Here is a 24,396-nt window from a genome sequence, read left to right on the forward strand (position 1 = left end):
GGCCTATTTCATGTTAAGATCTTTGTACTCAGGCGTTTCAGGTATGCGTGGCTTTCAGACGAAGTTAGACGTTATTGGAAATAATATCGCTAACGTAAATACCATCGGATTTAAAGGTAGTCGTGTTATGTTTAAAGACATTCTTAGTCAGACGGTTTCAGGCGTTAGCGCGCCTGATGAAAACCGAGGTGGTGTGAATGCACAGCAAGTTGGTTTGGGTGTTAGTTTGGCTGCTATTGATACTGTGCACACAGCTGGTAGTGCAATGACGACAAATGTTGTAACAGATTTACGTGTGAATGGCGATGGCTTCTTCGCAGTTGGGACTGTCGATCAAGTAGATGTTCCTTTTTTGACAAGAGCTGGTAACTTCACAGTGGATCCGGATAGGAACCTTGTAAATTCTGAGGGACTTCATGTTATGGGCGCTGATGGAGCAGGTCCCGTTATCATTCCAGAGGAAATTGTATCGTTCTCGATTGCTCAAAATGGTGACATTATTGGCGTAAATGCGGATGGTGAAACGATCAATACAGGGCAACGAGTTGGCGTTGTTAAAGTAACCAACCCAGCTGGACTTGAGAAAATCGGTGGAAATTTGTATCAAATGACCGCAAACGCTAATCCAGGGGGTGAGATTGTAGTTGGCTCTGCTGGTGATCCAGCAACGGGAACGGGTACACTCATCTCTGGGCAACTAGAAATGTCCAATGTAGACTTAACTGGTGAATTTACAGAAATGATCATTGCTCAGCGTGGATTCCAAGCGAACTCCAGAATTATTACAACGTCAGATGAAGTGCTTCAAGAAGTTGTTAATCTGAAGCATTAATCAGTAGTTGAATGAAAGAAGGGGGAGCTCTGCTCCCCTTACCCTGATTCAGGAGGAGAACGATGATCTCACTCACTCGTTTAAATGGTAAACCGCTTATCTTGAATGCAATTCTAATTGAGCTTATCGAAGAAACTCCGGATACGATGATTACGTTGACGACAGGCAAGAAAATCACAGTTCTCGAAAAGGCAGAGGTTGTGGTAAGCTTAGTGCGGACCTACATGCAAGATATTGGTTCCGTCCGAGCGACAATACAGTCCAGGGATACGGAGGGTTCATAAGTGTTTAAGAACAAAATATTTATACTCATTGTTTCCATCCTTATTGCTATCACACTAATTCTGACTGCAGCGTTCGTGTTGTGGAACTTTATGGAGAAGAATAATGAATCCACAGATCCTGCAGTGAAGGCTCAGGATGCTGTTGCGAGTGTGAAACCAACAAAAGCGCCATCAGCGGAGACGGTTAAGGCGAATACTTCTATCATTAAGGATATTTTAACGAATTTATCAGGCAGTCAAAATTTTATCAAAATTAGCTTTGCGTTTGAAATGGAAAATTCAAAGGCCAAAGCTGAGTTCGATAGTTTGCTCGATTCAGCCGTTAAGGGAACGATTGTCCAGATTCTTGGCGATATGACGAAAGAGCAAATTGAAGGAAGCAAAGGTTCAGATAGTTTAACTTCTACAATAATGAACAAACTAAACCCATTATTGCATGAAGGTAAAATCAAACAAATTTGGATAACTGATAAAGTGCTGCAGTAACTCATAAATGATTTTGCTTAAAGGAGGTGACTCGAATGGTTGATGTTTTATCGCAAAATGAGATCGATGCCTTGCTAGCTGCGCTGTCCTCCGGGGAAATGGATGCAGATGAACTTAAGAAGGAGGATACTCAGAAGAAGGTAAGGGCTTATGATTTTAAGAGAGCAGTACGCTTCTCTAAAGACCATATTCGTAGCTTAACTCGGATTCATGAAAATTTCGCGCGTTTTTTAACGACATATTTTTCAGCTCAACTGCGTACTTTCGTGCAAATCAGTGTAGTTCAGGTTGAACAATTGCCCTATGATGAATTTATTCGTTCGATCCCGAAAATGACCATTTTGAACATCTTTGAAGCAGAGCCTTTAGAGGGTCGAATGGTACTTGAGGTACATCCCAATGTTGCCTTTGCTATGTTGGATCGATTACTAGGCGGAGCAGGTACGACGCCAACTAAAATTAATGCATTAACCGAGATTGAAACGATCGTTATGGAGCGCATTTTCAGTCGAGCATTTGATAGTTTGCAAGAAGCATGGAAAACTGTTATTGATATTCAACCTCGTTTAGAGGCACTAGAAACGAATCCGCAGTTTATGCAAATTGTTTCTCCCAATGAAACGATTGCATTAATATCGCTGAGCACCAAAATCGGGGACACAACAGGTATGATCAACTTATGTATTCCTCATGTTGTTATTGAACCTATCATGCCTCGGCTTTCTGTACATCACTGGTTTGTTTCCCAGAAGAAAACGAGAGCACCTGAAGAAGTGGAAGCACTTCAATMACGCTTGGAGAAAACCAAGCTACCTCTCATTGCAGAATTGGGATCGTCTGAAATTTCTATCCAAGAGTTCTTAGGTTTAACAATAGGCGATGTAATCCCTCTGCATAAATCCGTCGAAGATTCGCTTCAAGTCAAAGTGGGCGAGAAGCTGAAATATCTCGGAAGCCCTGGTACCGTAAAAGGGAAGATGGCTGTACAAATTACAGAAATCGTGAATGAAGGAGAAGAAGAATATGATGAATAACAGAGATTATTTGTCGCAGGAAGAGATCGACGCTTTATTGAGACAATCATCTGAAGAAAGTTCTGTCTCTTCATTTCATGGGCCTCCGCAAGTAGAAGATTTTTTATCCCCGCTCGAGCAGGATGCACTTGGGGAAATTGGTAACATTACTTTCGGCAGCGCGGCGACAGCGTTATCGACGTTACTGGGCAAAAAAGTAGATATTACGACACCTAAGGTGTCTGTTATCGGTAAAGAAGAATTGGAAGAACAGTTTCCAAGACCTCATGTAGCCGTACATGTGAACTATGTTGATGGTTTCCATGGAATTAACTTACTTGTTATTCAAACCAAAGATGCTCAAGTTATCGCCGATCTTATGATGGGTGGAGATGGCACCGGCGGTGATGAAAATCTAAGCGAAATTCATATCAGCGCGGTACAGGAAGCCATGAATCAGATGATGGGTTCATCAGCTACCTCCATGTCTACCATATTTAATAGATTTGTCAATATCTCTCCACCAGGAATCGACATATTAAATTTGTCGAAAGGAGAAGGAAAACTGCCTGATGAGGACGTATTTATAAAGATATCGTTCCGACTTGCCATTGGCGATCTTATTGATTCCAATATTATGCAGTTATTGCCTGTTCCTTTCGCCAAAGAAATGGTATCGATCTTAATGGGTGGTGGTGATACTGATTCAGAAATGGAAGCTGCACCGGCGGCGCAAGCACCACCAGTAGTAGCTCCACCTGTGCAAGAAGCTCCTAAATCGCAACCAGCACCAATGTATGAGCAACCTGTATACCAACAACCGATGTATGAGCAGCCGATGTATCAGCAACCTCCTATGGGTCAGCCGATGTATCCACCACAACAACCGATGTATCCACCGCAGCAGCCAATGTATCAACAACAACCTCCAGCTGCATATGGTGGTATGCCGAATCGTAATGTGAATGTTCAACCWGTTCAGTTTGGTAATTTGCAATCAGGCTCTTACGCGCAAGCGGATGATACAAACCTGAATTTACTTCTCGATATACCACTTAAGGTAACCGTAGAGTTGGGCAGAACGAATAAGGTGATTAAAGACATCTTAGAACTGTCTCAAGGGTCTATCATTGAATTGGACAAGCTTGCTGGTGAACCGGTAGACATTTTGGTCAATAATAAGTTGATTGCTAAAGGTGAAGTTGTAGTTATCGATGAGAATTTTGGGGTTCGTGTAACTGACATTGTTAATCAATGGGAACGAATTCAAAAATTACAATAATTTAATTTTAGGGGGATATTTTCAATGGCTAACCGTATTCTAATTGTGGATGATGCAGCTTTTATGAGAATGATGATTCGTGATATTTTATCTAAAAATGGGTATGAAGTATGTGGCGAGGCGAATGATGGTGCACAAGCTATCGAAAAATATAAAGAGTTGAAACCAGATCTAATTACGATGGATATCACGATGCCTGAAATGGATGGTATTCAAGCTTTAAAAGAAATCAAAAAAATTGAACCAAATGCGAAAGTAATTATGTGTTCTGCGATGGGTCAACAAGCCATGGTTATTGATGCCATTCAAGCTGGGGCGAAAGACTTCATTGTTAAACCATTCCAAGCTGACCGCGTAATCGAAGCTATTAAAAAGACTCTAGGTTAAACCGTCCGGATTCGGTTGAGTCTTACATAAACCGAAAGGGTTGTTCTTATGAAAAGACTTCAATCGAATAAAGCATACTTAACGATTCTCAGTTTTATGGCTATGTTCTACACAAGTACAGTCGTACATGCGGAAACTGAACCGAATAAAGTTGATCCAATTTCTGACTACCCAGGTTCATTGGGCTCAGGTGACTCACTTTTGATGGTAGTTAAGGTGATTTTAGTTCTTGCCTTTATAATTATTCTTTTTTATGTACTGATGAGATATGTGGCAAAGAAAAATAAAGGTACAATGTTTGGGAACTCGATACGTTCTTTAGGTGGAGTTCCCCTTGGCCAAAACAAATCCATACAAATTGTGGAGATCGGTCATTCCCTCTTCGTTGTTGGCGTCGGTGAGAACATTCAGTTATTGGATAAAATCATTGACGCTGATGAAGTGGCTTATATCTCAGAGCTCTTACAATCCTCACAGGATGATCGAATGGGTTTTGGCACTATAAGCAAGTGGATTAACAAGATACCACGAAAGAAGAACGATATAGAAGAGGAAGTAGAGATTACTTCTTCGTTCCAACAAGTATTTCATGATAAATTAAAGCGTGTAACAGATCGAAATAAGCATGTAGAAGAATGGTTGTCTGATCAAAAACAAACAGATCGGTTGAATGAAGAATGAAAAGAAATAAATTAATCGGCTTAGTACTGCTCACTGTGATATCCATGTTCCTATTGTCATTAACTGCTTCTGCTGCCGAAACTGATCTTACGAATCCGATTCCCGGATTAAACGTCAATATTGGGACGAGCACGGCAACGGGGGGTTCTTCGAATACGGTAACGCTCCTTTTGTTGCTTACGGTATTAAGTCTAGCTCCTTCTATTCTTATTTTAATGACGAGTTTTACACGCATTGTTATTGTATTGGGTTTTGTTCGAACGTCATTAGGAACTCAACAAATGCCACCTAATCAGGTTTTAATCGGACTCGCTCTGTTTTTAACCTTTTTTATTATGTCTCCAACTTTAGGGGAAGTTAATCAAACAGCACTTCAACCGTACTTAAAAGGTGAAATCAATCAAACGCAGGCTTTTCAGACGGCATCACTGCCCATGAAGAAGTTTATGTTTAAACATACGCGCCAGAAGGATTTGAAGCTGTTTCTCGACTATTCTAAAGCCAAAGCGCCAACTGGTGTTGAAGACATACCTCTCACTTCACTAGTACCTGCCTATGCCATAAGTGAATTAAAATCTGCTTTCCAAATGGGATTCATGATATTTATTCCGTTTTTGGTGATAGATATGGTTGTATCCAGTACATTAATGGCGATGGGGATGATGATGCTCCCGCCCGTGATGATTTCACTTCCATTCAAAATCCTTCTTTTTATTCTTGTAGATGGTTGGTATCTTGTGGTGAGATCGTTACTCTTAAGCTACGGTTAAAGACCAAGATATCGGAGGTAATCTAGATGGGTTCGGAGTTTGTAATACGAATTGCTGGCGAGGCTGTATATACCGTTCTTAAGGCTAGTGCGCCAATGCTGCTTATTGGATTAATCGTTGGTTTGGCTATTAGTATTTTTCAAGCGACGACACAGATTCAAGAGCAAACACTTGCCTTTGTTCCGAAAATTGTTGCAGTATTGCTTTCCATCCTTATCTTCGGATCATGGATTATGAATACATTAGTTGATTTTACCTTTAATCTACTCAACAATCTTTACAAATTCGTTGGTTAGGTTGTGAGTGAAATGCCAACAATTATTCAAGCGATCCCTATTTTTCTGCTTATTTTTTGTCGAATTACATCATTTTTTGTCGTGGTTCCAATTCTTTCTTCCAGAAATATTCCAATGATGTTCAAAGTGGGGCTCTCTGTATTTATATCATTGATTATTTTGGCAACATTGGGGATGGAGAAGTCCATGCCAATTGATGGTGTATATGTACTGTTGATTATTCGTGAGATGCTAATTGGTATCATTTTAGGTTTCCTCGCTTATCTGTTTTTCACCGTAGTCCAAACGGCGGGTTCATTTATGGATATGCAAATTGGATTCAGTATGGCGAGCGTCATTGATCCTTTATCAGGTGCTTCAACACCGATGCTAGGTAATCTGAAATATATGATTGCAGTCTTGTTGTTTTTGTCCTTTGACGGTCATCATTACTTGATCAGAGCAATCATTGACAGTTACAAATGGGTGCCAATTGATAACGCATTATTTAGTCGCATCTATGATGGACAAATCTCAGATTTTTTATTTAAATCACTTTCCAAGATGTTTTACCTGTCATTCCAACTCGCTGCTCCCATAGTAGCTGCTTTATTTCTAACTGATTTAGGTTTAGGACTCCTGACAAGAGTTGCACCGCAATTCAATATTTTTGTAATCGGCGCACCTCTTAAAATGATTCTTGGATTTTTCCTGCTTGTTATTGTATTCCCAGAGTTAATTTCACAATTTCAGCAATTGTTTGGAACTATGTTTGACTATATGGAGCAAATGCTTCATATTATGGGCGGTTCGCCGCAGACAACACTTAAGTAGGAGGAGAGCCGTGTCCCAACAACTTCGTTTACAGCTTGATTTACAATGGTTTGCTGGGGAAAAAACGGAGCCTGCTACTGCAAAGAAAAGACAGGATGCCAGAAAAAAGGGCCAAGTTGCAAAAAGTATGGACTTGCCCGCGGCTTCCATTTTACTTTTTTCATTCGTGGCTTTTCTAATGTTTGGTTCTTTTATGAAAGGAAGGATTATTCATATCTTCCGGGATGTATATGCGAATCAATTAGGCATGAATGTAACAGTAGGGAACGTACAAGTGTTATTCACGGATTTAACGATACAAGGATTGATCATTCTGGCCCCAATTTTTCTACTGGTAGTTCTGATCGCTTTTATAGCGAACTATGCGCAAATTGGTTTTATGTTTATCGGTGAGCCCTTGATGATGAAGTTTGACAAGATTAATCCAATCAGTGGTTTTAAACGGATTTTTTCGATGCGAACAGTGGTGGATTTTTTAAAGTCGACTTTGAAAATGTTAATCATCGGTTATGCGGTTTATACCACGTTGATGGGGCAAAAAGCTAGATTATTGGGGTTAGGCCACACGCCTTTGGAAAGTACATTTTCATTTATTGCTTCKGTTACGTTAAGCTTAGGAATAAAAATCGGGGCTATTCTGATTGTACTAGCTATTTTTGATTTTATTTATCAGAAATACGAACATGAGAAAAGTCTCAAAATGTCCAAACAGGATATTAAGGATGAGTATAAGAAAAGTGAAGRCGATCCTCTTATCAAAGGGAAGATCCGTGCCAAACAACGTCAAATGGCCATGCAACGCATGATGCAGGAAGTTCCTAAGGCCGATGTTATCATTACCAACCCAACTCACTTCGCAGTTGCCTTGAAATATGATGCCAAAAATATGCAGGCTCCTACAGTAATTGCAAAAGGGGCAGATTATGTTGCATTAAAAATTAAAGAAGTCGGCAAACAAAATGGCGTTATGACGATGGAAAATAAGCCGCTTGCTCGAGCGATTTTTGCACAGGTGGAAATTGGTGATGCCATTCCAGCAGATCTATTCCAAGCTGTGGCAGAAGTACTAGCGTATGTATATAAGATGAAGGGTAAGACGAATTAACGTAGAGGGAGGTGCAATCTGATGAAAATCAAGGATTTATTAGTTTTAGTCGGTATTATTGGCATCGTGTTGATGATGATTGTACCTGTTCCGATCCCTTTGCTGGACTTTTTACTTATTATTAATATTTCCATAGCATTAATGATTATTTTGGTTGCTATGAATACACAAGAAGCGCTTCAGTTCTCTATTTTCCCTTCTTTGCTACTGATTACAACACTCTTTCGATTAGCATTAAACGTGTCAACAACACGTAATATTTTGGCGCATGCTGAAGCAGGCGACGTGGTCAGAACTTTTGGTTCATTTGTTGCGCAGGGCAATATCGTCGTGGGATTCGTTGTGTTTCTCATCCTTGTCTTAGTGCAATTTATCGTTATTACCAAAGGTTCTGAGCGCGTGGCCGAGGTAGCGGCAAGGTTTACCTTAGACGCAATGCCCGGCAAGCAAATGAGTATTGATGCCGATTTGAATGCTGGTTTAATCAATGAGGTTCAAGCAAGAGAAAGACGACAAAAGATTGAGCGTGAGGCAGATTTTTATGGAGCCATGGATGGTGCCAGTAAATTTGTCAAAGGCGATGCGATAGCCGGGATTATTATCCTTGTTATCAATCTAATTGGTGGATTTATCATTGGGATGACCATGAAGGGGATGGATTTTCAAGAGGCACTGCAAACTTTCTCGATCCTAACAATTGGTGACGGGTTGGTCAGCCAAATCCCTGCACTATTAATTTCAACTGCAGCAGGTATCATTGTTACTCGCGCATCATCTGAGGGTAATTTAGGTCATGATATTACAAAACAATTAACGGCTCAACCTAAATTGTTGTATATCGTTGCCGGCACTTTAGTTGTTTTAGGTACTTTTACTCCGATCCATTGGTTTACAACGTATCCGATAGCTGGCTTATTGGTGTATGCCGCATTTAAAATGCAAAAGAATTTGGATCGTGAAGCGATTAAAGAAGAGCAATTGGTGGAAGAGCAGCAGATTGAGGAAGTTCGAAGTCCAGAAAGTGTTATTTMCTTACTACAAGTTGATCCGATCGAGTTTGAGTTTGGCTATGGACTAATCCCTCTTGCAGATACGCAGCAGGGCGGTGACTTATTAGATCGGATTATTCTCATACGTCGTCAATGTGCATTGGAGCTTGGAGTCGTAGTTCCTGTTATTCGAATTCGCGATAATATCCAATTAAGACCCAATGAGTATATCATCAAAATTAAAGGCAATACAGTTGCACGCGGCGAACTACTTTTAAATCACTATCTGGCCATGAGTCCAGGTTTTGATGATGATTCGATATCAGGTATTGAAACTACAGAACCAGCATTCGGTTTACCAGCAATTTGGATTGATGAAGTAAACAAAGAACGAGCAGAACTATCTGGCTATACTGTCGTAGATCCACCGTCCGTTGTGGCCACGCATTTAACTGAAATTATCAAGAAACATATTCATGAGCTACTGGGTCGTCAGGAAACGAAGGCGCTTATCGAAAATGTAAGAGAGTCATATCCTGCGCTTGTTGATGATCTAATCCCTTCCGTACTAGCTGTTGGAGATATTCAGAAAGTTCTATCCAAACTATTACGTGAGAAAATATCAGTTCGTGACTTGGTCACAATCTTAGAAACTCTTGCGGATTATGGTACGTACACGAAAGATCCTGAGATTTTAACTGAGTATGTGAGGCAGTCACTATCAAGACAAATCACGCAACAGTTTACTTCACATGGAGATTCACTCAAAGTAATTACGGTAGGTCCTTCGGTGGAGAAAAAAATTGCAGATTCTGTGCAACAATCAGATCAAGGCAGCTATTTGGCGTTAGATCCTTCATCATCACAAATTATTTTTCATCGTGTAACGGAGCAAGTTACGAAATTAATCCAATCAGGGCAGCAACCAGTCATTTTAACTTCACCAACAATTCGGATGTATGTTAGACAGCTTTTAGAACGAACACTGCAAGATATACCCGTACTTTCGTATAGCGAATTAGAGCCTAGCGTTGAAATCCAAAGCATGGGGGTAGTCAATTTATGAGAGTAAAAAGATATGTTGTTGATTCCATGCCAGATGCTTTGCAAAAAATTCGGACGGATCTTGGCAAGGATGCGGTGATTCTGAATACGAAAGAAATTCGGACCGGCGGTTTTCTTGGTATGTTTGGAAAGAAGAAAATAGAAGTCATTGCCGCAATTGACGCTGCTAATGCGAAACCTGCGCCTGCTCCCCAACGAGTAGCGCCACAGATGCCACCGCAGCCTAAGGTGAATAGTCAGGTAGCTCCACTTAAAACTAGTTTTCAATCAGATTTTCCAGATGTACCTGATGTAATAGCACCTGTGGCAATGATGAGCGAGCCAGTAACAGTAAGTGCCATTCCTCAACCAGAGAGAGTTGTGAATCCTGCAGCGCATCAAGCCTATTCACCTTCTTCTGTTCAATCRGCAGCGAGGGCGTCGGTAAAAGATGACCAAGTAATGGATGAGCTCAAACAAATGAAAGAAATGATGAAGAAGCTTACACAAGTGAACGACGGGGATAAGCTTCCTGAAGCGTTACAAACGCTTGAGCAAAGACTCTATGACCAAGAAGTGAACCCAACACTTGTACGACAGATTATGGATGAAGTTATGGCGGATTTTCAACTTGCGGATGAACCTGTTACAGAAGAAACAGCTCATCAACTTGTTCGTTCGAAATTAGGAGAGATTCTACAAACGGATCATAGTAAGCATATATCTACACAAACTCGCGTTGTTCATTTCGTTGGCCCTACTGGTGTTGGTAAAACAACCACGATAGCCAAGTTGGCCGCGGAGCAAGTATTGAAATACCATCGTAAAGTTGGATTCATTACTTCAGACACTTATCGGATTGCTGCGATTGAGCAGCTGAAAACATATGCAACCATTTTAAATGTGCCACTTGAAGTTGTATTTTCACCGCAGGATTTGACGAAAGCCTTTCAAAATCTAGCAGAATGCGACATCATTTTCATGGATACGGCAGGACGTAATTTCCGTAACGAAATGTATGTTTCAGAATTGAATTCATTACTGAAGACACAAGGGAATAGTGAAACGATACTAGTATTAAGTTTAACGACCAAATATCGTGATTTACGAGCGATTACGAATAATTTTAGTAAATTCAAATTGGACAAAGTGCTCTTTACCAAAATGGATGAAACGGATTMCTATGGCGCCATTTTGAATGTTGTTCATGAGTTTTCTCTCAAGCTTTCGTATGTGACAACTGGGCAAAGTGTACCCGATGATATTACGGAAATGAATGAGTGGCAAATCATTGATTTGTTATTGGAGGAGCCTAGAACATGAAGGATCAAGCAGAAGGGTTGCGGAATCTGGTTCAAACACAAGGGGATAAAGGCACAAGAACAACCAGGATTATTACCGTAACCAGTGGAAAAGGTGGTGTAGGTAAATCCAATTTTACGCTAAACTTCGCTTTATCACTGCAGTCTTTGGGTTACAAGGTGCTTGTATTCGATGCAGATATTGGACTCGCGAACATTGATGTATTAATGGGTGTATCTTCAACGTATAGTCTATATCACTTGCTAAAGAAGGATAAGACGATTTGGGAAATCATCCAAAAGGGATCAAATGATTTGGAGTTCATCGCGGGTGGATCTGGTTTTAATGACCTACTGCGATTAACGGAAGAAGAGTTAGATTATTTTGCGGAACAAGTTATGCAATTGAATGGCTATGTGGATTTTATTATTTTCGATACAGGGGCAGGCCTGTCCAAAGAAACGCTAAAATTCATACTTGCGGCTGAAGAAGCCATCGTAGTTACGACTCCTGAACCGACATCCATTACAGATGCCTATGCCATTATTAAAATGGTGAATTCAATGGGCCACGATGTTGCATTTAAACTAGTTATTAATCGTGTTACAGATGCGCGAGAAGGCAAGCAGACAGCGGACAAAATTTCTTTAGTAGCTAAACAATTTCTGAATATTCATATTCCAACCTTAGGGTTTGTTGATGATGATCCAGTTGTTTCTAAAGCAGTGAAAAGACAAATTCCTTTCTCAATTGCATTTCCTTATTCAACGGCAACTAAGAGCATCAAAACGCTTACCGACAATTATATTAAGGGATATCGCGTTATTGAAACGCCATCAACGGGTGTCAAGAGCTTTTTAAATAAAATGTTGAAACTTTTGAAATAGGAATTTTGAAAAACGTGTCGAATAAGCAGATAGAGGAGGGAAGCAGCTTGGCAATATATAACATTCTTGTCGTAGATGACTCCGTCTTTATGCGAAAAATAGTAAGTGATTTAATTTCAGAGAATCCGCAATTTAAAGTCATTGGTACTGCTAAGAATGGTCAAGAAGCAATTGAACAAGTTAAGCTGCTTCGACCAGATGCTGTCACAATGGATATCGAAATGCCTGTTATGAATGGATTGGATGCGCTTAAACACATCATGGAAGAGCAGCCAACTCCCGTTATCATGCTGAGCTCCTTAACGCAAGAGGGCGCTTCTGAGACGATTMGAGCTTTGGAGTTGGGGGCAGTAGACTTTATTCGAAAGCCATCGGGTTCCATCTCTCTGGATTTGTATAAAGTTAAGCTATTGCTGCATGAGAAATTGCTTATGGCAGTACGTTCAAAAATGAGTGTCAACCAACCAGCAAGCGTGCAATCACCTGTAGTAAAAGTTAATCCCTTGTCATTGAGATCTAAGATGATGAAAGACAATTTGAAACAAGCCGATTCGGTTGCTCAGACTATCACAACTACGACACATTTTAGTCATTTAGTAGCCATAGGGACTTCAACCGGTGGTCCGAGAGCCTTACATCAAGTTATTTCCAATATTCCTGCAGGATTTCCAGCACCAATTTTAATTGTTCAACATATGCCGCCTAACTTTACCAAATCACTAGCTCAACGTTTGAATGATATTTCTCAAATTAGGGTTGTTGAAGCTGCTGATGGAGAAGTCCTTCAAACGGCGACTGCTTATGTGGCCCCGGGTGGATGGCATATGGTTATTCACAAAGATCCGAACCGAACGTACAAAATTCGATTAACCAAAGATGAACCTGTTTCAGGTCATCGACCCTCAGTAGATGTGATGTTTGAATCCTTACTAAATATGAATGAGTTAAAACGACATGTCGTTTTGATGACAGGAATGGGAAGTGATGGAGCCAAAGGGATGCTTTCTTTGAAACAATCGGGGGCAACCACAACGATTGCTGAAGCAGAAGAAACTTGTGTCGTATATGGGATGCCAAGAGCCGCTGTTGAAATTCAAGCTGCAATGCATGTATTACCTCAGCAAGAAATTGCGGTTCGTTTATCTAGATGTGTACAGAATGAAATGAATTGAAGCAAACAAGGGGTACTGATGATTCTATTGGAGGTGTGTGGTAGTGGAACTTAGTCAATATTTATCGATGTTTATCGATGAATCCAAAGAGCATTTGCAATCATTGAATGAAAATCTTCTTAATTTAGAAAGTAATCCGAAAGATATAAGTATAGTACATAACATTTTTCGTTCAGCACATACGTTAAAAGGGATGTCTGCAACAATGGGGTTCGAGGACATCGCAGCTCTTACACATGACATGGAAAATGTGCTTGACMTTGTCCGTAATAGCAAACTAGATATGGATCCTTACATATTTGATTGTATTTTCAAAAGTTTAGATTCCTTGGAATCCATGGTTGAAGATATCATTCAAGGAGGGACAGGTAAAGCGGATGTCAGTCCAATTGTTACCTCTCTTAGATCCATCGTGACAGGGGACTACAAAAAAGCCCCAGCTGTTACAACTACAGTTGCAGTAAAAGAACCAGCMAAAGGCATTGAAGTGGATGAGTTTCAATACTCAATTCTTCAACAATCGATCGATTCAGGCTTTCTAGTTTTCTATATCGAAGTTAGCGTCAATGAAAACTGTGTCTTAAAAGCTGCACGTGCTTACATGGTATTCGATGCTATGGAAAGAATGGGCGAAATTATTAAGTCGACGCCTTCCGTGCAAGAAATTGAGCAAGAGAAGTTTGATCGCTCGTTCTCATTGTACTTTATCTCCAAAGTTGATCAAGCAACGTTAGAGAAAGAAATTTTAAATGTTTCTGAAATTGCTTCTGCTGTTATTATAACCGTGGATACAGAATCTCTTGCAGAATTATCCCGACCGATTGCAGAGATTGAAACAGCTCGTCAAGAAATCGCTGCTGCTGTTGCGACTACAGTGCCTACAATTGATGTAGCTGCACCCAAAGCTTCAGAACCAGCTGTGAATCCAGGTGCTGCTAAACCAGCCGCAGGTGGGGCTCCAGTTGCAAGCCGCACGATTCGTGTAGATATTGAGCGTTTAGATACACTGATGAATTTATTCAGTGAACTGTTGATCGATCGTGTTCGACTCGAGCAATTAGCGAGTGAAGTGAAACGGAATGATTTGACCGAGACCGTAGAACATATGTCCCGTGTCAGCAGTGATTTGCAAAATATCGTTCTGAAGCTTCGCATGGTTCCTGTAGATTCAGTATTTAATCGATTCCCTCGTATGATCAGAGATCTTGCTAAATCGTTAGACAAGAAAGTAGATCTAGTGATAACAGGTGCTGATACTGAATTAGATCGTACCGTTATCGATGAAATCGGTGATCCTTTAGTCCATTTATTGCGAAATGCAGTTGATCACGGAATTGAATCGATCAGTGAGCGTTTAGCCGTTGGTAAACCAGAACAAGGCACGATTCAACTTCGCGCATTCCACAGCGGGAATCATGTTTTTATTGAAATCGAAGAAGACGGTAAAGGGATTTATCGAGATAGAGTTTTGAAAACTGCTTTGAAAAATGGTCTCGTTACAGCAGAACAAGCAGCTAAATTAACAGATCATGAAGTGTATAATTTGCTCTTCGCATCAGGATTTAGTACGGCGGAGAAAATTTCAGATATATCTGGTCGTGGTGTAGGCTTAGATGTCGTGAAGACAAAAATTCAGATGCTTGGCGGACATGTTCAAGTAGATTCTAAACCAGGCTTTGGAAGTAAGTTTTCCGTTCAGTTGCCACTGACACTCTCCATCATCTCGGCGATGTTAGTACGTTTGGGCAGTGAGAAATATGCGATTCCATTATCCTCCATTGTGGAAACGTCAGCCATTCAGAAGTCGCAAATCCGCAACATCCAAGGTACTAAGATGATTGATTACCGCAAAACGGTTATCCCATTATTGTCCCTGAGCACATTATTTCAAGTTCCTGATTTTAACGAGGAATTGGAAGAAGAAACAGAAATCGTTGTTGTTCGCAAAGGCGATAAGCAAGTAGCACTTATGGTGGACGAATTTATTGGTCAACAAGAAATCGTGTTAAAAACACTAGGTAAATATTTAACAGGGATTTTCGCAATTTCTGGAGCAACCATTCTGGGGGATGGACAAGTTGCTTTGATCATTGATCCTAATGCATTGATTAAATAAACCATATTCGATTAAAGCTGATGCTTACGAAGTCAGTTTTCTAACGAAAACTTTAAGGAGGATTTGACAATGGGAGAAGAAAAGAAAGTTATTGTCTTCGCACTTGGATCGGAAGAGTATGGTGTAGAAGTAGAAAAAGTTAGAACGATTGAAAGAATGCAACCAATGACTCGCGTACCTAAAGCACCAGAATTTATTAAAGGTGTTATTAATTTGCGTGGTATTGTAATTCCAATTATTGATCTACGCGCTAGATTTGGACTTGAAGAAGTAGCAAGTACGGATGCAACTCGTATTATTATCGTTTCTGCGGCAGAATTTGAAGTAGGTTTGATTGTTGACTCGGCTAATGATGTTATTGATGTCGATACAGATAATATTAATACACCGCCAGAAGTAGTTGGTGGCATTAAAGCGAAATACTTGGATGGAATCGCTCGTGTAGGCGAGAGTCGATTATTAGTTCTTCTAAACCTAGAGCAAGTTTTGAATCGTAGTGAAATTCAGCAGCTTGAAAGATTTGAGGAATAGCTTGTGGACGTTTTTAGCCAATTACAGGATTTTCAATTAGATKTGCTTAAGGAAGTAGGTAATATTGGCGCAGGGCACGCAGCGACTGCGCTTTCTACCTTACTAGATAAGCCGATTGATATGTTGGTTCCAAAAGTAAGAATGTTGCCTTTCGAAGAAATTTGCGAAAGCGTCGGCGGGGCTGAGACAGTCGTACTAGCCATCTTCTTACGTGTTGAAGGGGATGCCCCGGGAAATATGTTTTTCATTCTTGACTTGGATGCTGCCAAAAACATGCTTCATGATTTGGTTGGTTTATCCTTAACGGATCATGAAGAGTATTCAGAGTTAGAATTATCAGCACTGAATGAAATTGGAAACATACTTGCCGGTTCTTATTTATCCTCGCTTGCTGATTTTACGAATTTAAATATGCAGCCGACGGTTCCAGCGCTGGCGATCGACATGGCTGGTGCAATTTTAAGCTATGGTTTATTGCAATTTGGTCAAATGGGAGACCAGGCTCTTCTCATTGATACTAAATTTTTGGAAGGGGAGAATGAAGTGCAAGGGCACTTTTTCTTAATCCCTGATCCTGAATCGTTTGGTAAAATCTTTTCGGCATTAGGGGTAGTCTCTCCATGACGCTAGAAAACTTAATTAAAGTAGGTATGGCTGACTTGAATGTTGCTCATCAAATTGGCGTTTTGAAGACAACAGGATTAGGTTCATGTGTAGGCGTTACCCTATACGACAGCCGATCAAAAGTAGCAGGAATGGCTCATGTCATGCTGCCTTCATCTGAAATAGCGCGAGAAGGTTCATTGAATATAGCGAAGTACGCAGATACGGCTATTCCAGAGCTAATTTCAAGAATGGAAAAGCTAGGAGCCAATATAAGTAAGCTTGAAGCCAAGTTGGCTGGTGGTGCTCAAATGTTTGCTTTTGCCGGAAATAATGATACGATGAGAATTGGACCGAGGAATGTAGAATCTTGTAAAGAAATGTTGAATCGTTACAAGATTCCTATTCTGGCAGAGGATACAGGAGCTAATTATGGCCGCACGATTGAGTTCTTTAGTGCGACAGGGATCCTCCAGATCCGTAGTGTTCAATTAGGAGTAAAGGAAATTTAATGATGATTGGTACTATTCGAATTAATCTCATTGTAGCTTTGTTAGCTGGAATTTTTACGTTTGCCTTATCGATAGGCAATAATTTATTCTTGTCATCCTGTATCAAAGCAGGATACAGCTTTCTCATTTTATTCGTTGTCACATTTGGATTTAGATGGGTCTTAGGGTTATTAATTGGACCTGTTTCTTCATTAGAGGATTCATTACTCGAGAACTCCTCATCCGGGGTTGGTCAGAACTTAGATCTAAGTACACCCGATGAGGATGAAGAAACACGCCAATTACTGAAATCTAACCACACGAATCAGACGAAAGATGCACAATCTAATGATATGCAGTTTTCACCATTGAATCCACCTAAGCTAGTCACCAAGAATAATTTGGACCCTGAACAACTGGCGGGTGCCTTGAGGCGAATGTCTGAAGATTAAGGATGGTGTATCATTAATCATGATTGATCAAAAGCAAGTTCAGCTTGCAAATATTGATTTATGGAAACAGTGGAAAGAACAAGGTGTTATTGCGGCTAGACAAGCTCTAATAGAGAACTACTTACCATTAGTGGAGTATGTCTCAGGCAGGTTAGCCATTGGTCTTCCCAAAAGTGTCTCCAAAGATGACTTATCTAGCTTTGGAGTTATGGGATTAATTGATGCTATTGAGAAGTTTGATTATGCAAGAGGCTTACAATTTGAAACTTATGCTTCTTGGAGAATACGCGGGTCTATCATTGATGGCTTACGTCAAGGGGATTGGGTTCCAAGGTCAGTTAGAGAAAAAGCTAAAAAAGTAGAAGACGCTTATCAAAAGCTCGAACAACAATATCTTCGATCAGTTACAGATTCGGAGATAAGTACTTTTTTACAAATTAGCGAGCAAGATTTTCAACAAATGTTACAGGATATCTCTGTTACGACCATATGTTCGATAGATGACCCCATACGCGAAGAAGAGTCAGAGACCAGATTATCCCTTATCGTGGATGAGAAAGCCAAGAACCCAGAATCTCAAGTAAACGAGTTTTATTTGAAAGAATCCTTGGCAAAAGCGATAGATCGCTTGACAGAAAAAGAAAGAACTGTTGTTTCACTATTTTATTTTGAAGAGTTATCATTAAGTGAAATTGCAGAGGTCATGTGTTTATCACCATCGCGTATTTCTCAATTGCACTCTAAAGCGATCTTAAGACTTAAAGGTGTACTCGGACGATTTAAAAATCAACTTTTTCAAGATAATTAAACTTATTCTGAAAGTATGGAAAGGTGGTATGTCCGTGAGTGAAGGGAACATGCCTTTGGATTTCTTCATAAGTATTACAGTGTCAGATGACAAGTTATCTGCTCATTTACTTAYCAGTAATACTGAAGATACGTTTAAAGTCTCAATTGGGCAATTATTAGATCTGGTTCAAAAAAATCGCATTATTCATGGAGTAAATCAAGTAGTGCTTGCAGAAATTGCAGCAAATCCTAAATCTTTTTCTCATAAAAAGACTCTAATTGCAACGGGAACTAAACAGGTAGATGGTCAAAATGGATATATTAAATTATCTTTTGACTTCGATGACAACGAAAAAAAACCCTTGGAGCTGGAAGACGGCCGGGTCAATTATAAAGAAGTCGTATCCATTCATAATGTTAGAAAAGGGCAATTGATTGGTCAACGCTTTTTAGCTACAGGCGGCACACCTGGTCGTGCTGTTACTGGTGAAACGCTTTTTTCAAAAACAGGTAAAGAAGCTAGATTCAAAGTAGGTAAAAATGTTGTAACTGATGCTGATCAGATGGGGCTATACGCAACGATTGATGGCATGGTAGTCCGTACGGATCGAGATAAAATAAACGTATTCCCTGTGTACGAGATTAATGGGGATGTCGATTATAATATTGGTAACATTGACTTTATCGGTACAGTTGTTGTTAGAGGGAATGTTCTACCTGGGTTCAAAATTCGAGCAGCTGGAGACATTCGTGTGACTGGTGGAGTTGAAGCCGCGGAGCTTGAAGCAGAAGGATCGATTGAAATTTCGGCAGGTATTGTAGGGCAAAATAAAGCTTTGATCAAAGCTGGTAAGAATGTGAAGAGCTCATTCATCCAGGATGCCACGATTGAAGTTTCTGGTGATCTAAACGTTTCCCAAAGTATCATGCATTCGACGGTTAGAGCGGGTAGAAGTGTCAATTGTGTGGGTGCAAAAGGTTTAATCGTAGGCGGGACCATTCAAGCTGGAGAACGCGTTACGGCTAGAACAATTGGGAATTCAATGTCAACAGCAACTGTAATTGAAGTAGGGGTTCTGCCTGAATTGCGGAATGAAATGATTCAACTTCGTAATCAACTAAGATCACTGAGTGAGAATATGGAAAAAACGAGTAAAGCGCTTACTTTGTTGGATCAATTAGCTGCTGCGGGCCAGCTCAGTCCTGATAAACTTGCCATGCGTATTAAACTTAATAATACGAAGAAGCAGTCTGTGGACGAACAAGTATCGATCAAGGAACGGATTTTGGAAATCGAGAAATCTCTTGAGGATTCTGAGAATGCTAAGGTTCAAGTTATTTCGACGATTTATGGTGGTACCAAAATTGTCATTGGTCGTTACACAAAATTTATTAAAGATCCAACGAACCGAATGACATTCCGATTAAGTGAAGGCGATATTGTCATGAGTGCAAATGTGTAAGTGAGGAGGGAGTAGACGATGAGTTTCAAAGCCATCGATTTACAATTCGCTGTACACAAGAATGATGAGGCTGGTATAAAGCAGAATCAATTGATGCAGAAGCCGCGGCAAGATGGAACGATTTTAGAAAATCAAGCTGTACAAACAACGGAACGTGACCGAGGACGGGCAAGCAAACTTGAAGAGAGTGGGCGCGCTGATATCTTGGATCGACGTGAACAGAAAAAAACGCAAATGGGTAAAGGTAAGACAAGAGGGCAATTAAATAATCTTACTAAGGATCCGGAACACCAACCGGACCATCCCTATAAAGGTCATCATATTGACTTCTCCCTCTAACTTGCTATAGGAAAAGGTGAACTTTATGGTTATGCAGCCGGTGCTCTATGTCATCCTTCTCGGTCTTGTGATGATTGTTTATGCGAGATTTATACCGAAGGAACCAACGACGGCTTCATCCGCAAATGCTACGGTAGTGCAGGAAATCGAAGATACAATAGAACATTTCGCCGCTGAGATGGATGAACAGAATCAAGCGATGCTTGATCTATTTTCAAAGACAAAGCAAGATTATGAAGTAGAGCTTGCTAAGTTAGCTGGCCGTTTGGAAACCTTGGAGCGACAAAAACACGAGCTGTCCAAAGAACTTACGACTCTTCATGTGAGTCAGCCACCAGTTCTTTCTCCGGCGGAGATGCTGAGTGCTCTGAACGCTCCTAATCATGGTATTCCTGCATCTGTACATGTAATCGAAACTGCTCCTGATCCTCTACCTGAGGAGCCAGTCTATGTGGGTTTAAGTATGAAGAGCAGATATTCTGAACTATTTACTTTACATGATCAAGGGAAAAGCGTGGAGGCAATAGCCAAAAAGCTTAGTATGAATAAAGGCGAGGTCAGTTTGATCCTTCAACTTTCGAGACAGGAGGAACGGACCCGTGTTTAAAAATAGAGCCTTAGTTACTGGTATTGGGGTAGGTATTATTATTGGCGCTATGCTTCTTCAAGTGATGCTGATTCGTCCAAGTAGCCCGAGCAAGTCAGGAATATCTTTGGAGGAGATGGATCCTCAGAAGCTCAAGGAAGAGGCCTCTAAATACTATTTGGTACTTGAGAAAAATGTGAAAATGTACACCCAAGCCGAATTGGATGCTGCTGTGCAGAAAAAAGTCAAAGACGAAGCCGATAAGCTAGCTTCGACGAAGCCGCAAGAAACGCCTAAATCGACTGCTCCCGCGGCAGTTACATCTTCAAAGATCGTCATCTATGTCCAACCCAATTTAGATGCAACGGCGGTTGCTGAGCTTCTTGTGAAGTCCGGTGTAATTACAGATCGCAAGGCGTTTGTAACCGAACTCGATAAGCAAGGCGGAAACACGAAGATTCAAGTTGGCTATCATGTATTTGAAGGTTTTATGGACACGCAGACAGTGGTGACGAACCTTATTACTTCGCAATAGAATTTCAGACTAAAGGATCTTCTTAGAGAGATCTTTTTTTGTTTGCTTATACATAAACTATCMAATTCAAGGGAAAAATGACATTCAGCATAAAAGGTTGCACCTTGTTTTCAGTTGTGGTATATTTATTCACGGTGTTAAAAACTCACGCCCGTCAATTTGCATAACGGTGCTTACTTCGGTAGGTTTTATGCAAAGATGCGAGGGGCGGCGGATACCAAATAAACCATTTAGAGGAGGGATTGGGGATGGCAGTTATCTCCATGAAACAGCTTTTAGAAGCTGGCGTACATTTCGGTCACCAAACACGTCGTTGGAACCCGAAAATGGACAAGTATATCTTTACTGAAAGAAACGGTATTTACATCATCGATCTTCAAAAAACGGTTAAAAAAGTTGAGGAAGCTTACAACTTTGTTAAATCCGTATCCGAAGACAATGGTACAATCCTTTTCGTAGGAACTAAGAAACAAGCCCAAGATTCCGTTGCTGAAGAAGCAGAACGTTGTGGCATGTACTTCATCAACCAACGTTGGTTGGGTGGTACATTGACTAACTTCCAAACAATTCAAAAACGTATTGATCGTTTGAAAACTCTTGAAAGATGGGAAGAGGATGGCACTTTCGAAGTTCTTCCTAAGAAAGAAGTTATCATTCTTCGCAAAGAGAAAGAGCGTCTTGAGAAATTCCTAGGCGGAATCAAGAACATGAAAGGTTTGCCAAGTGCACTTTTCATTATCGATCCTCGCAAAGAGCGTATTGCTGTAGCAGAAGCTCGTAAATTGGGTATCCCAATCGTTGGTATCGTTGATACAAACTGCGATCCAGACGAAATTGATTACGTGATTCCAGGTAACGATGATGCGATTCGCGCAGTTAAATTGTTAACAGCGAAAATTGCTGATGCAGTTATCGAAGCACACCAAGGCGAGCAAACAACAGCTTAAATTATAGCAATGTGAAAAGGGTGGTTGGAAGGTGTAACAGCCTGTCACCACCCTTTTTTTAAAGAATAAACTAGTGTTACATATAAAAATAAACATTTAACAGGAGGTTTCTTCTAATGGCAGTTACAGCAGCACAAGTAAAAGAGTTACGTGAAAAAACAGGTGCAGGTATGTTAGATTGCAAAAAAGCACTTGAAGAAGCAAACGGCGATATCACAAAAGCGGGTGAACTTCTTCGTGAGAAAGGTCTTTCTGCAGCAGCTAACAAAGCTGGACGTATTGCTACAGAAGGCGCTGTAGAATCTTATATCCACGCTGGTGGTAAAGTTGGCGTTCTTGTTGAGATCAACTGTGAAACTGACTTCGTTGGTAAAACAGAGCAATTCAGAACGTTCTGCAGAGACATTGCTATGCATATCGCAGCAGCAAACCCATCGTATGTTCGTCGTGAAGAAGTTCCAACAGAAGCTTTGGAAAAAGAAAAAGAAATTCTTCGTAACCAAGCTTTGAACGAAGGCAAACCAGAGAAAATCATCGACAAAATGGTTGAAGGTCGTATTGGTAAATACTACGAAGAGTTCTGCTTAATGGAGCAAGCATTCATTAAAGACCCAGACAAAACAATCGACCAATTGTTGAACGAGAAAATCGCTGCAATCGGCGAGAACATCTCCATTCGTCGTTTCGTTCGTTTCGGACTTGGTGAAGGTCTTGAGAAAAAACAAGAAAACTTTGCGGAAGAAGTTATGTCCCAAGTTAAACTATAATAGGCATTTAAAAAGTTGGAACACTTGGTGTTCCTTCTTTTTTAGCCCTTAAAGACATGGAGTTATGCATGGAAACGGAGGTCATACAAGTTKGGTCAACCTTTTTATAAAAGAATAGTGCTTAAATTGAGCGGCGAAGCTTTAGCCGGACAGCAGGGATATGGTATTGATTCAGAAGTGATTACCTCCATTGCTCAACAAGTGAAGGATGTTGTAGAGTTAAATGTGGAAGTTGCTATTGTTGTTGGCGGTGGGAATATCTGGCGCGGAATCGCAGGTAGTGAGAAAGGAATGGATCGTGCAACAGCGGATTACATGGGGATGCTTGCTACTGTCATGAATTCACTTGCTTTGCAGGATGCATTGGAAAACCTAGAGGTACCAACAAGAGTCCAGTCCTCCATTACTATGCAACAAGTTGCTGAACCTTACATACGTAGGAGAGCTATGCGCCATCTTGAAAAGGGTAGAGTAGTTATTTTCGCTGCGGGAACAGGTAATCCTTATTTCTCGACGGATACGACGGCTGCATTGAGAGCTGCAGAGATTGAAGCAGAAGTTATTCTTATGGCCAAAAATAAAGTGGATGGCGTCTATTCAGCTGATCCATTCAAAGATCCAACAGCTAAGAAATTCGAAACGTTAACCTATATGGAAGTTATAAGCAATAACCTTGGTGTCATGGACTCCACTGCATCTTCCCTTTGTATGGATAACAACATTCCGTTGGTTGTATTTAATATCACGGAAAAAGGGAATATCAAACGAGTGGTCCTTGGCGATAAAATTGGGACTACAGTTAAAGGGAGCGTATAAACCATGCCTCAATCAGTGAAGAAGAACGCAGAAGATCGGATGGACAAAGCAATTGGAGCACTAAGAAGAGATTTGACTTCTCTTCGTGCGGGGCGTGCAACGCCATCGTTATTAGATCGCATTCAAGTGGAATACTATGGTGCAATGACACCTGTTAATCAATTAGCTAATTTGACAACACCAGATTCACGTACCCTTCTCATTCAACCATGGGATAAGAGCTCTATGTCTTCTATTGAGAAGGCAATTATGAAGTCCGATTTAGGTTTAACACCTTCGAATGACGGGATTGTTATTCGTATTGTTATTCCTGCATTAACAGAAGAGCGTCGTAGTGATTTGGTGAAAATGACGAAGAAATTTGGCGAAGAAGCCAAAATTGCTATTCGTAATATTCGCCGTGATGCGAATGACGAAATTAAAAAGCTTGAGAAAGCAGGTATTTCTGAGGATGAGTCCCGCAAGCATCAAGAGGACATTCAGAAATTTACTGATAAATTCGTAGCTGAAGTTGAGAAAGTTTTGGCTGCTAAAGAAAAAGAAATCATGGAAGTATAAGATAGATATGCCCCCGGGTATTCATTTGCTGGGGGTTTTTCATCTTTCCCTAGTTGGGAG

29 protein-coding genes are annotated in these 24,396 nt (G+C 40.5%); all 29 read left to right on the plus strand.

The annotated features are described in order from the left end of the window. Positions 1 to 10: 10 nt before the first annotated feature. The 29 genes from flgG to frr all read left to right on the plus strand — a co-directional run bounded on the left by flgG (position 11) and on the right by frr (position 24,336). Entirely contained in the window at positions 11 to 832 is an 822-nt protein-coding gene (gene flgG / locus AC1DLM_RS25400) for a flagellar basal body rod protein FlgG (RefSeq protein ID WP_441990522.1), read from the plus strand. 62 nt (positions 833 to 894) lie between these two features. Further along, the gene (locus AC1DLM_RS25405) at positions 895 to 1,116 is read left to right on the plus strand and encodes a flagellar FlbD family protein (protein ID WP_314804889.1); all 222 of its coding nucleotides are present in this window, start codon (positions 895 to 897) and stop codon (positions 1,114 to 1,116) included. Next, positions 1,117 to 1,602, plus strand: coding sequence for a flagellar basal body-associated FliL family protein (locus tag AC1DLM_RS25410; protein WP_056624955.1), 486 nt, complete (start codon positions 1,117 to 1,119; stop codon positions 1,600 to 1,602). A gap of 35 nt (positions 1,603 to 1,637) precedes the next feature. Next, the gene (gene fliM / locus AC1DLM_RS25415) at positions 1,638 to 2,636 is read left to right on the plus strand and encodes a flagellar motor switch protein FliM (protein ID WP_477571525.1); all 999 of its coding nucleotides are present in this window, start codon (positions 1,638 to 1,640) and stop codon (positions 2,634 to 2,636) included. Beyond that, positions 2,629 to 3,897: a flagellar motor switch phosphatase FliY gene (fliY, locus tag AC1DLM_RS25420; protein WP_441990613.1), complete on the plus strand. Its 1,269-nt coding sequence runs from the start codon at positions 2,629 to 2,631 to the stop codon at positions 3,895 to 3,897. The genes fliM and fliY overlap by 8 nt, the downstream gene beginning before the upstream one ends. A 24-nt stretch (positions 3,898 to 3,921) precedes the next feature. After that, entirely contained in the window at positions 3,922 to 4,284 is a 363-nt protein-coding gene (locus AC1DLM_RS25425; RefSeq protein ID WP_028558282.1) for a response regulator, read from the plus strand. 48 nt (positions 4,285 to 4,332) lie between these two features. Then, positions 4,333 to 4,965 carry a flagellar biosynthetic protein FliO gene (locus AC1DLM_RS25430; RefSeq protein WP_441990520.1) on the plus strand — a complete coding sequence of 211 codons (633 nt, stop codon included), beginning with the start codon at positions 4,333 to 4,335 and terminating at the stop codon, positions 4,963 to 4,965. A 44-nt stretch (positions 4,966 to 5,009) separates the two neighbouring features. Next, positions 5,010 to 5,735 (plus strand): flagellar type III secretion system pore protein FliP, encoded by a 726-nt coding sequence (fliP, locus tag AC1DLM_RS25435; RefSeq protein WP_441990612.1) that lies wholly within the window; start codon positions 5,010 to 5,012, stop codon positions 5,733 to 5,735. 26 nt (positions 5,736 to 5,761) lie between these two features. Further along, positions 5,762 to 6,031, plus strand: coding sequence for a flagellar biosynthesis protein FliQ (fliQ, locus tag AC1DLM_RS25440; RefSeq protein ID WP_028558285.1), 270 nt, complete (start codon positions 5,762 to 5,764; stop codon positions 6,029 to 6,031). 12 nt (positions 6,032 to 6,043) lie between these two features. After that, entirely contained in the window at positions 6,044 to 6,844 is an 801-nt protein-coding gene (fliR, locus tag AC1DLM_RS25445; protein WP_441990519.1) for a flagellar biosynthetic protein FliR, read from the plus strand. A gap of 10 nt (positions 6,845 to 6,854) precedes the next feature. Then, on the plus strand, positions 6,855 to 7,949 hold the full coding sequence (gene flhB, locus AC1DLM_RS25450) for a flagellar biosynthesis protein FlhB (protein ID WP_477571526.1): 1,095 nt from the start codon (positions 6,855 to 6,857) through the stop codon (positions 7,947 to 7,949). Between the two features lie 21 nt (positions 7,950 to 7,970). Then, the gene (gene flhA, locus AC1DLM_RS25455) at positions 7,971 to 10,004 is read left to right on the plus strand and encodes a flagellar biosynthesis protein FlhA (protein WP_477571527.1); all 2,034 of its coding nucleotides are present in this window, start codon (positions 7,971 to 7,973) and stop codon (positions 10,002 to 10,004) included. Further along, entirely contained in the window at positions 10,001 to 11,305 is a 1,305-nt protein-coding gene (gene flhF / locus AC1DLM_RS25460; RefSeq protein WP_477571528.1) for a flagellar biosynthesis protein FlhF, read from the plus strand. Before flhA ends, flhF begins: the two co-directional genes overlap by 4 nt. Then, positions 11,302 to 12,171: a MinD/ParA family protein gene (locus AC1DLM_RS25465; RefSeq protein WP_441990515.1), complete on the plus strand. Its 870-nt coding sequence runs from the start codon at positions 11,302 to 11,304 to the stop codon at positions 12,169 to 12,171. Before flhF ends, AC1DLM_RS25465 begins: the two co-directional genes overlap by 4 nt. Before the next feature lie 47 nt (positions 12,172 to 12,218). Next, positions 12,219 to 13,343 (plus strand): protein-glutamate methylesterase/protein-glutamine glutaminase, encoded by a 1,125-nt coding sequence (locus AC1DLM_RS25470; RefSeq protein ID WP_477571529.1) that lies wholly within the window; start codon positions 12,219 to 12,221, stop codon positions 13,341 to 13,343. A gap of 43 nt (positions 13,344 to 13,386) precedes the next feature. Further along, entirely contained in the window at positions 13,387 to 15,459 is a 2,073-nt protein-coding gene (locus tag AC1DLM_RS25475) for a chemotaxis protein CheW (RefSeq protein ID WP_477571530.1), read from the plus strand. A gap of 69 nt (positions 15,460 to 15,528) precedes the next feature. Next, a complete protein-coding gene (locus AC1DLM_RS25480) occupies positions 15,529 to 15,990 on the plus strand; it encodes a chemotaxis protein CheW (protein ID WP_057315684.1) in 462 nt (153 codons plus the stop codon). Positions 15,991 to 15,993: 3 nt separating this feature from the next. Next, positions 15,994 to 16,614 carry a chemotaxis protein CheC gene (locus AC1DLM_RS25485; protein WP_477571531.1) on the plus strand — a complete coding sequence of 207 codons (621 nt, stop codon included), beginning with the start codon at positions 15,994 to 15,996 and terminating at the stop codon, positions 16,612 to 16,614. Then, on the plus strand, positions 16,611 to 17,105 hold the full coding sequence (locus tag AC1DLM_RS25490; protein ID WP_171635822.1) for a chemotaxis protein CheD: 495 nt from the start codon (positions 16,611 to 16,613) through the stop codon (positions 17,103 to 17,105). Before AC1DLM_RS25485 ends, AC1DLM_RS25490 begins: the two co-directional genes overlap by 4 nt. After that, on the plus strand, positions 17,105 to 17,536 hold the full coding sequence (locus AC1DLM_RS25495) for a hypothetical protein (protein WP_441990511.1): 432 nt from the start codon (positions 17,105 to 17,107) through the stop codon (positions 17,534 to 17,536). The genes AC1DLM_RS25490 and AC1DLM_RS25495 overlap by 1 nt, the downstream gene beginning before the upstream one ends. 19 nt (positions 17,537 to 17,555) lie before the next feature. Continuing rightward, positions 17,556 to 18,344 (plus strand): FliA/WhiG family RNA polymerase sigma factor, encoded by a 789-nt coding sequence (locus tag AC1DLM_RS25500; RefSeq protein WP_171635824.1) that lies wholly within the window; start codon positions 17,556 to 17,558, stop codon positions 18,342 to 18,344. A 28-nt stretch (positions 18,345 to 18,372) separates the two neighbouring features. Continuing rightward, complete coding sequence (locus AC1DLM_RS25505; protein WP_477571532.1) at positions 18,373 to 19,788, plus strand: DUF342 domain-containing protein; 1,416 nt, start codon at positions 18,373 to 18,375, stop codon at positions 19,786 to 19,788. 18 nt (positions 19,789 to 19,806) lie between these two features. Then, entirely contained in the window at positions 19,807 to 20,127 is a 321-nt protein-coding gene (locus AC1DLM_RS25510) for a hypothetical protein (RefSeq protein WP_171635826.1), read from the plus strand. Between the two features lie 25 nt (positions 20,128 to 20,152). Then, the gene (locus tag AC1DLM_RS25515) at positions 20,153 to 20,734 is read left to right on the plus strand and encodes a hypothetical protein (RefSeq protein WP_441990509.1); all 582 of its coding nucleotides are present in this window, start codon (positions 20,153 to 20,155) and stop codon (positions 20,732 to 20,734) included. After that, entirely contained in the window at positions 20,727 to 21,248 is a 522-nt protein-coding gene (locus AC1DLM_RS25520; RefSeq protein ID WP_441990508.1) for a hypothetical protein, read from the plus strand. Before AC1DLM_RS25515 ends, AC1DLM_RS25520 begins: the two co-directional genes overlap by 8 nt. A gap of 248 nt (positions 21,249 to 21,496) precedes the next feature. Further along, positions 21,497 to 22,195 (plus strand): 30S ribosomal protein S2, encoded by a 699-nt coding sequence (gene rpsB / locus AC1DLM_RS25525; protein ID WP_056625008.1) that lies wholly within the window; start codon positions 21,497 to 21,499, stop codon positions 22,193 to 22,195. 116 nt (positions 22,196 to 22,311) lie between these two features. After that, positions 22,312 to 22,962, plus strand: a complete 651-nt coding sequence (tsf, locus tag AC1DLM_RS25530; protein WP_057315674.1) for a translation elongation factor Ts — start codon at positions 22,312 to 22,314, stop codon at positions 22,960 to 22,962. A gap of 114 nt (positions 22,963 to 23,076) precedes the next feature. Continuing rightward, positions 23,077 to 23,778: a UMP kinase gene (gene pyrH / locus AC1DLM_RS25535; protein ID WP_477571540.1), complete on the plus strand. Its 702-nt coding sequence runs from the start codon at positions 23,077 to 23,079 to the stop codon at positions 23,776 to 23,778. Between the two features lie 3 nt (positions 23,779 to 23,781). Further along, positions 23,782 to 24,336: a ribosome recycling factor gene (gene frr / locus AC1DLM_RS25540; RefSeq protein ID WP_056625017.1), complete on the plus strand. Its 555-nt coding sequence runs from the start codon at positions 23,782 to 23,784 to the stop codon at positions 24,334 to 24,336. Positions 24,337 to 24,396: the final 60 nt, after the last annotated feature.

Source organism: Paenibacillus sp. 01T442, assembly GCF_056398345.1.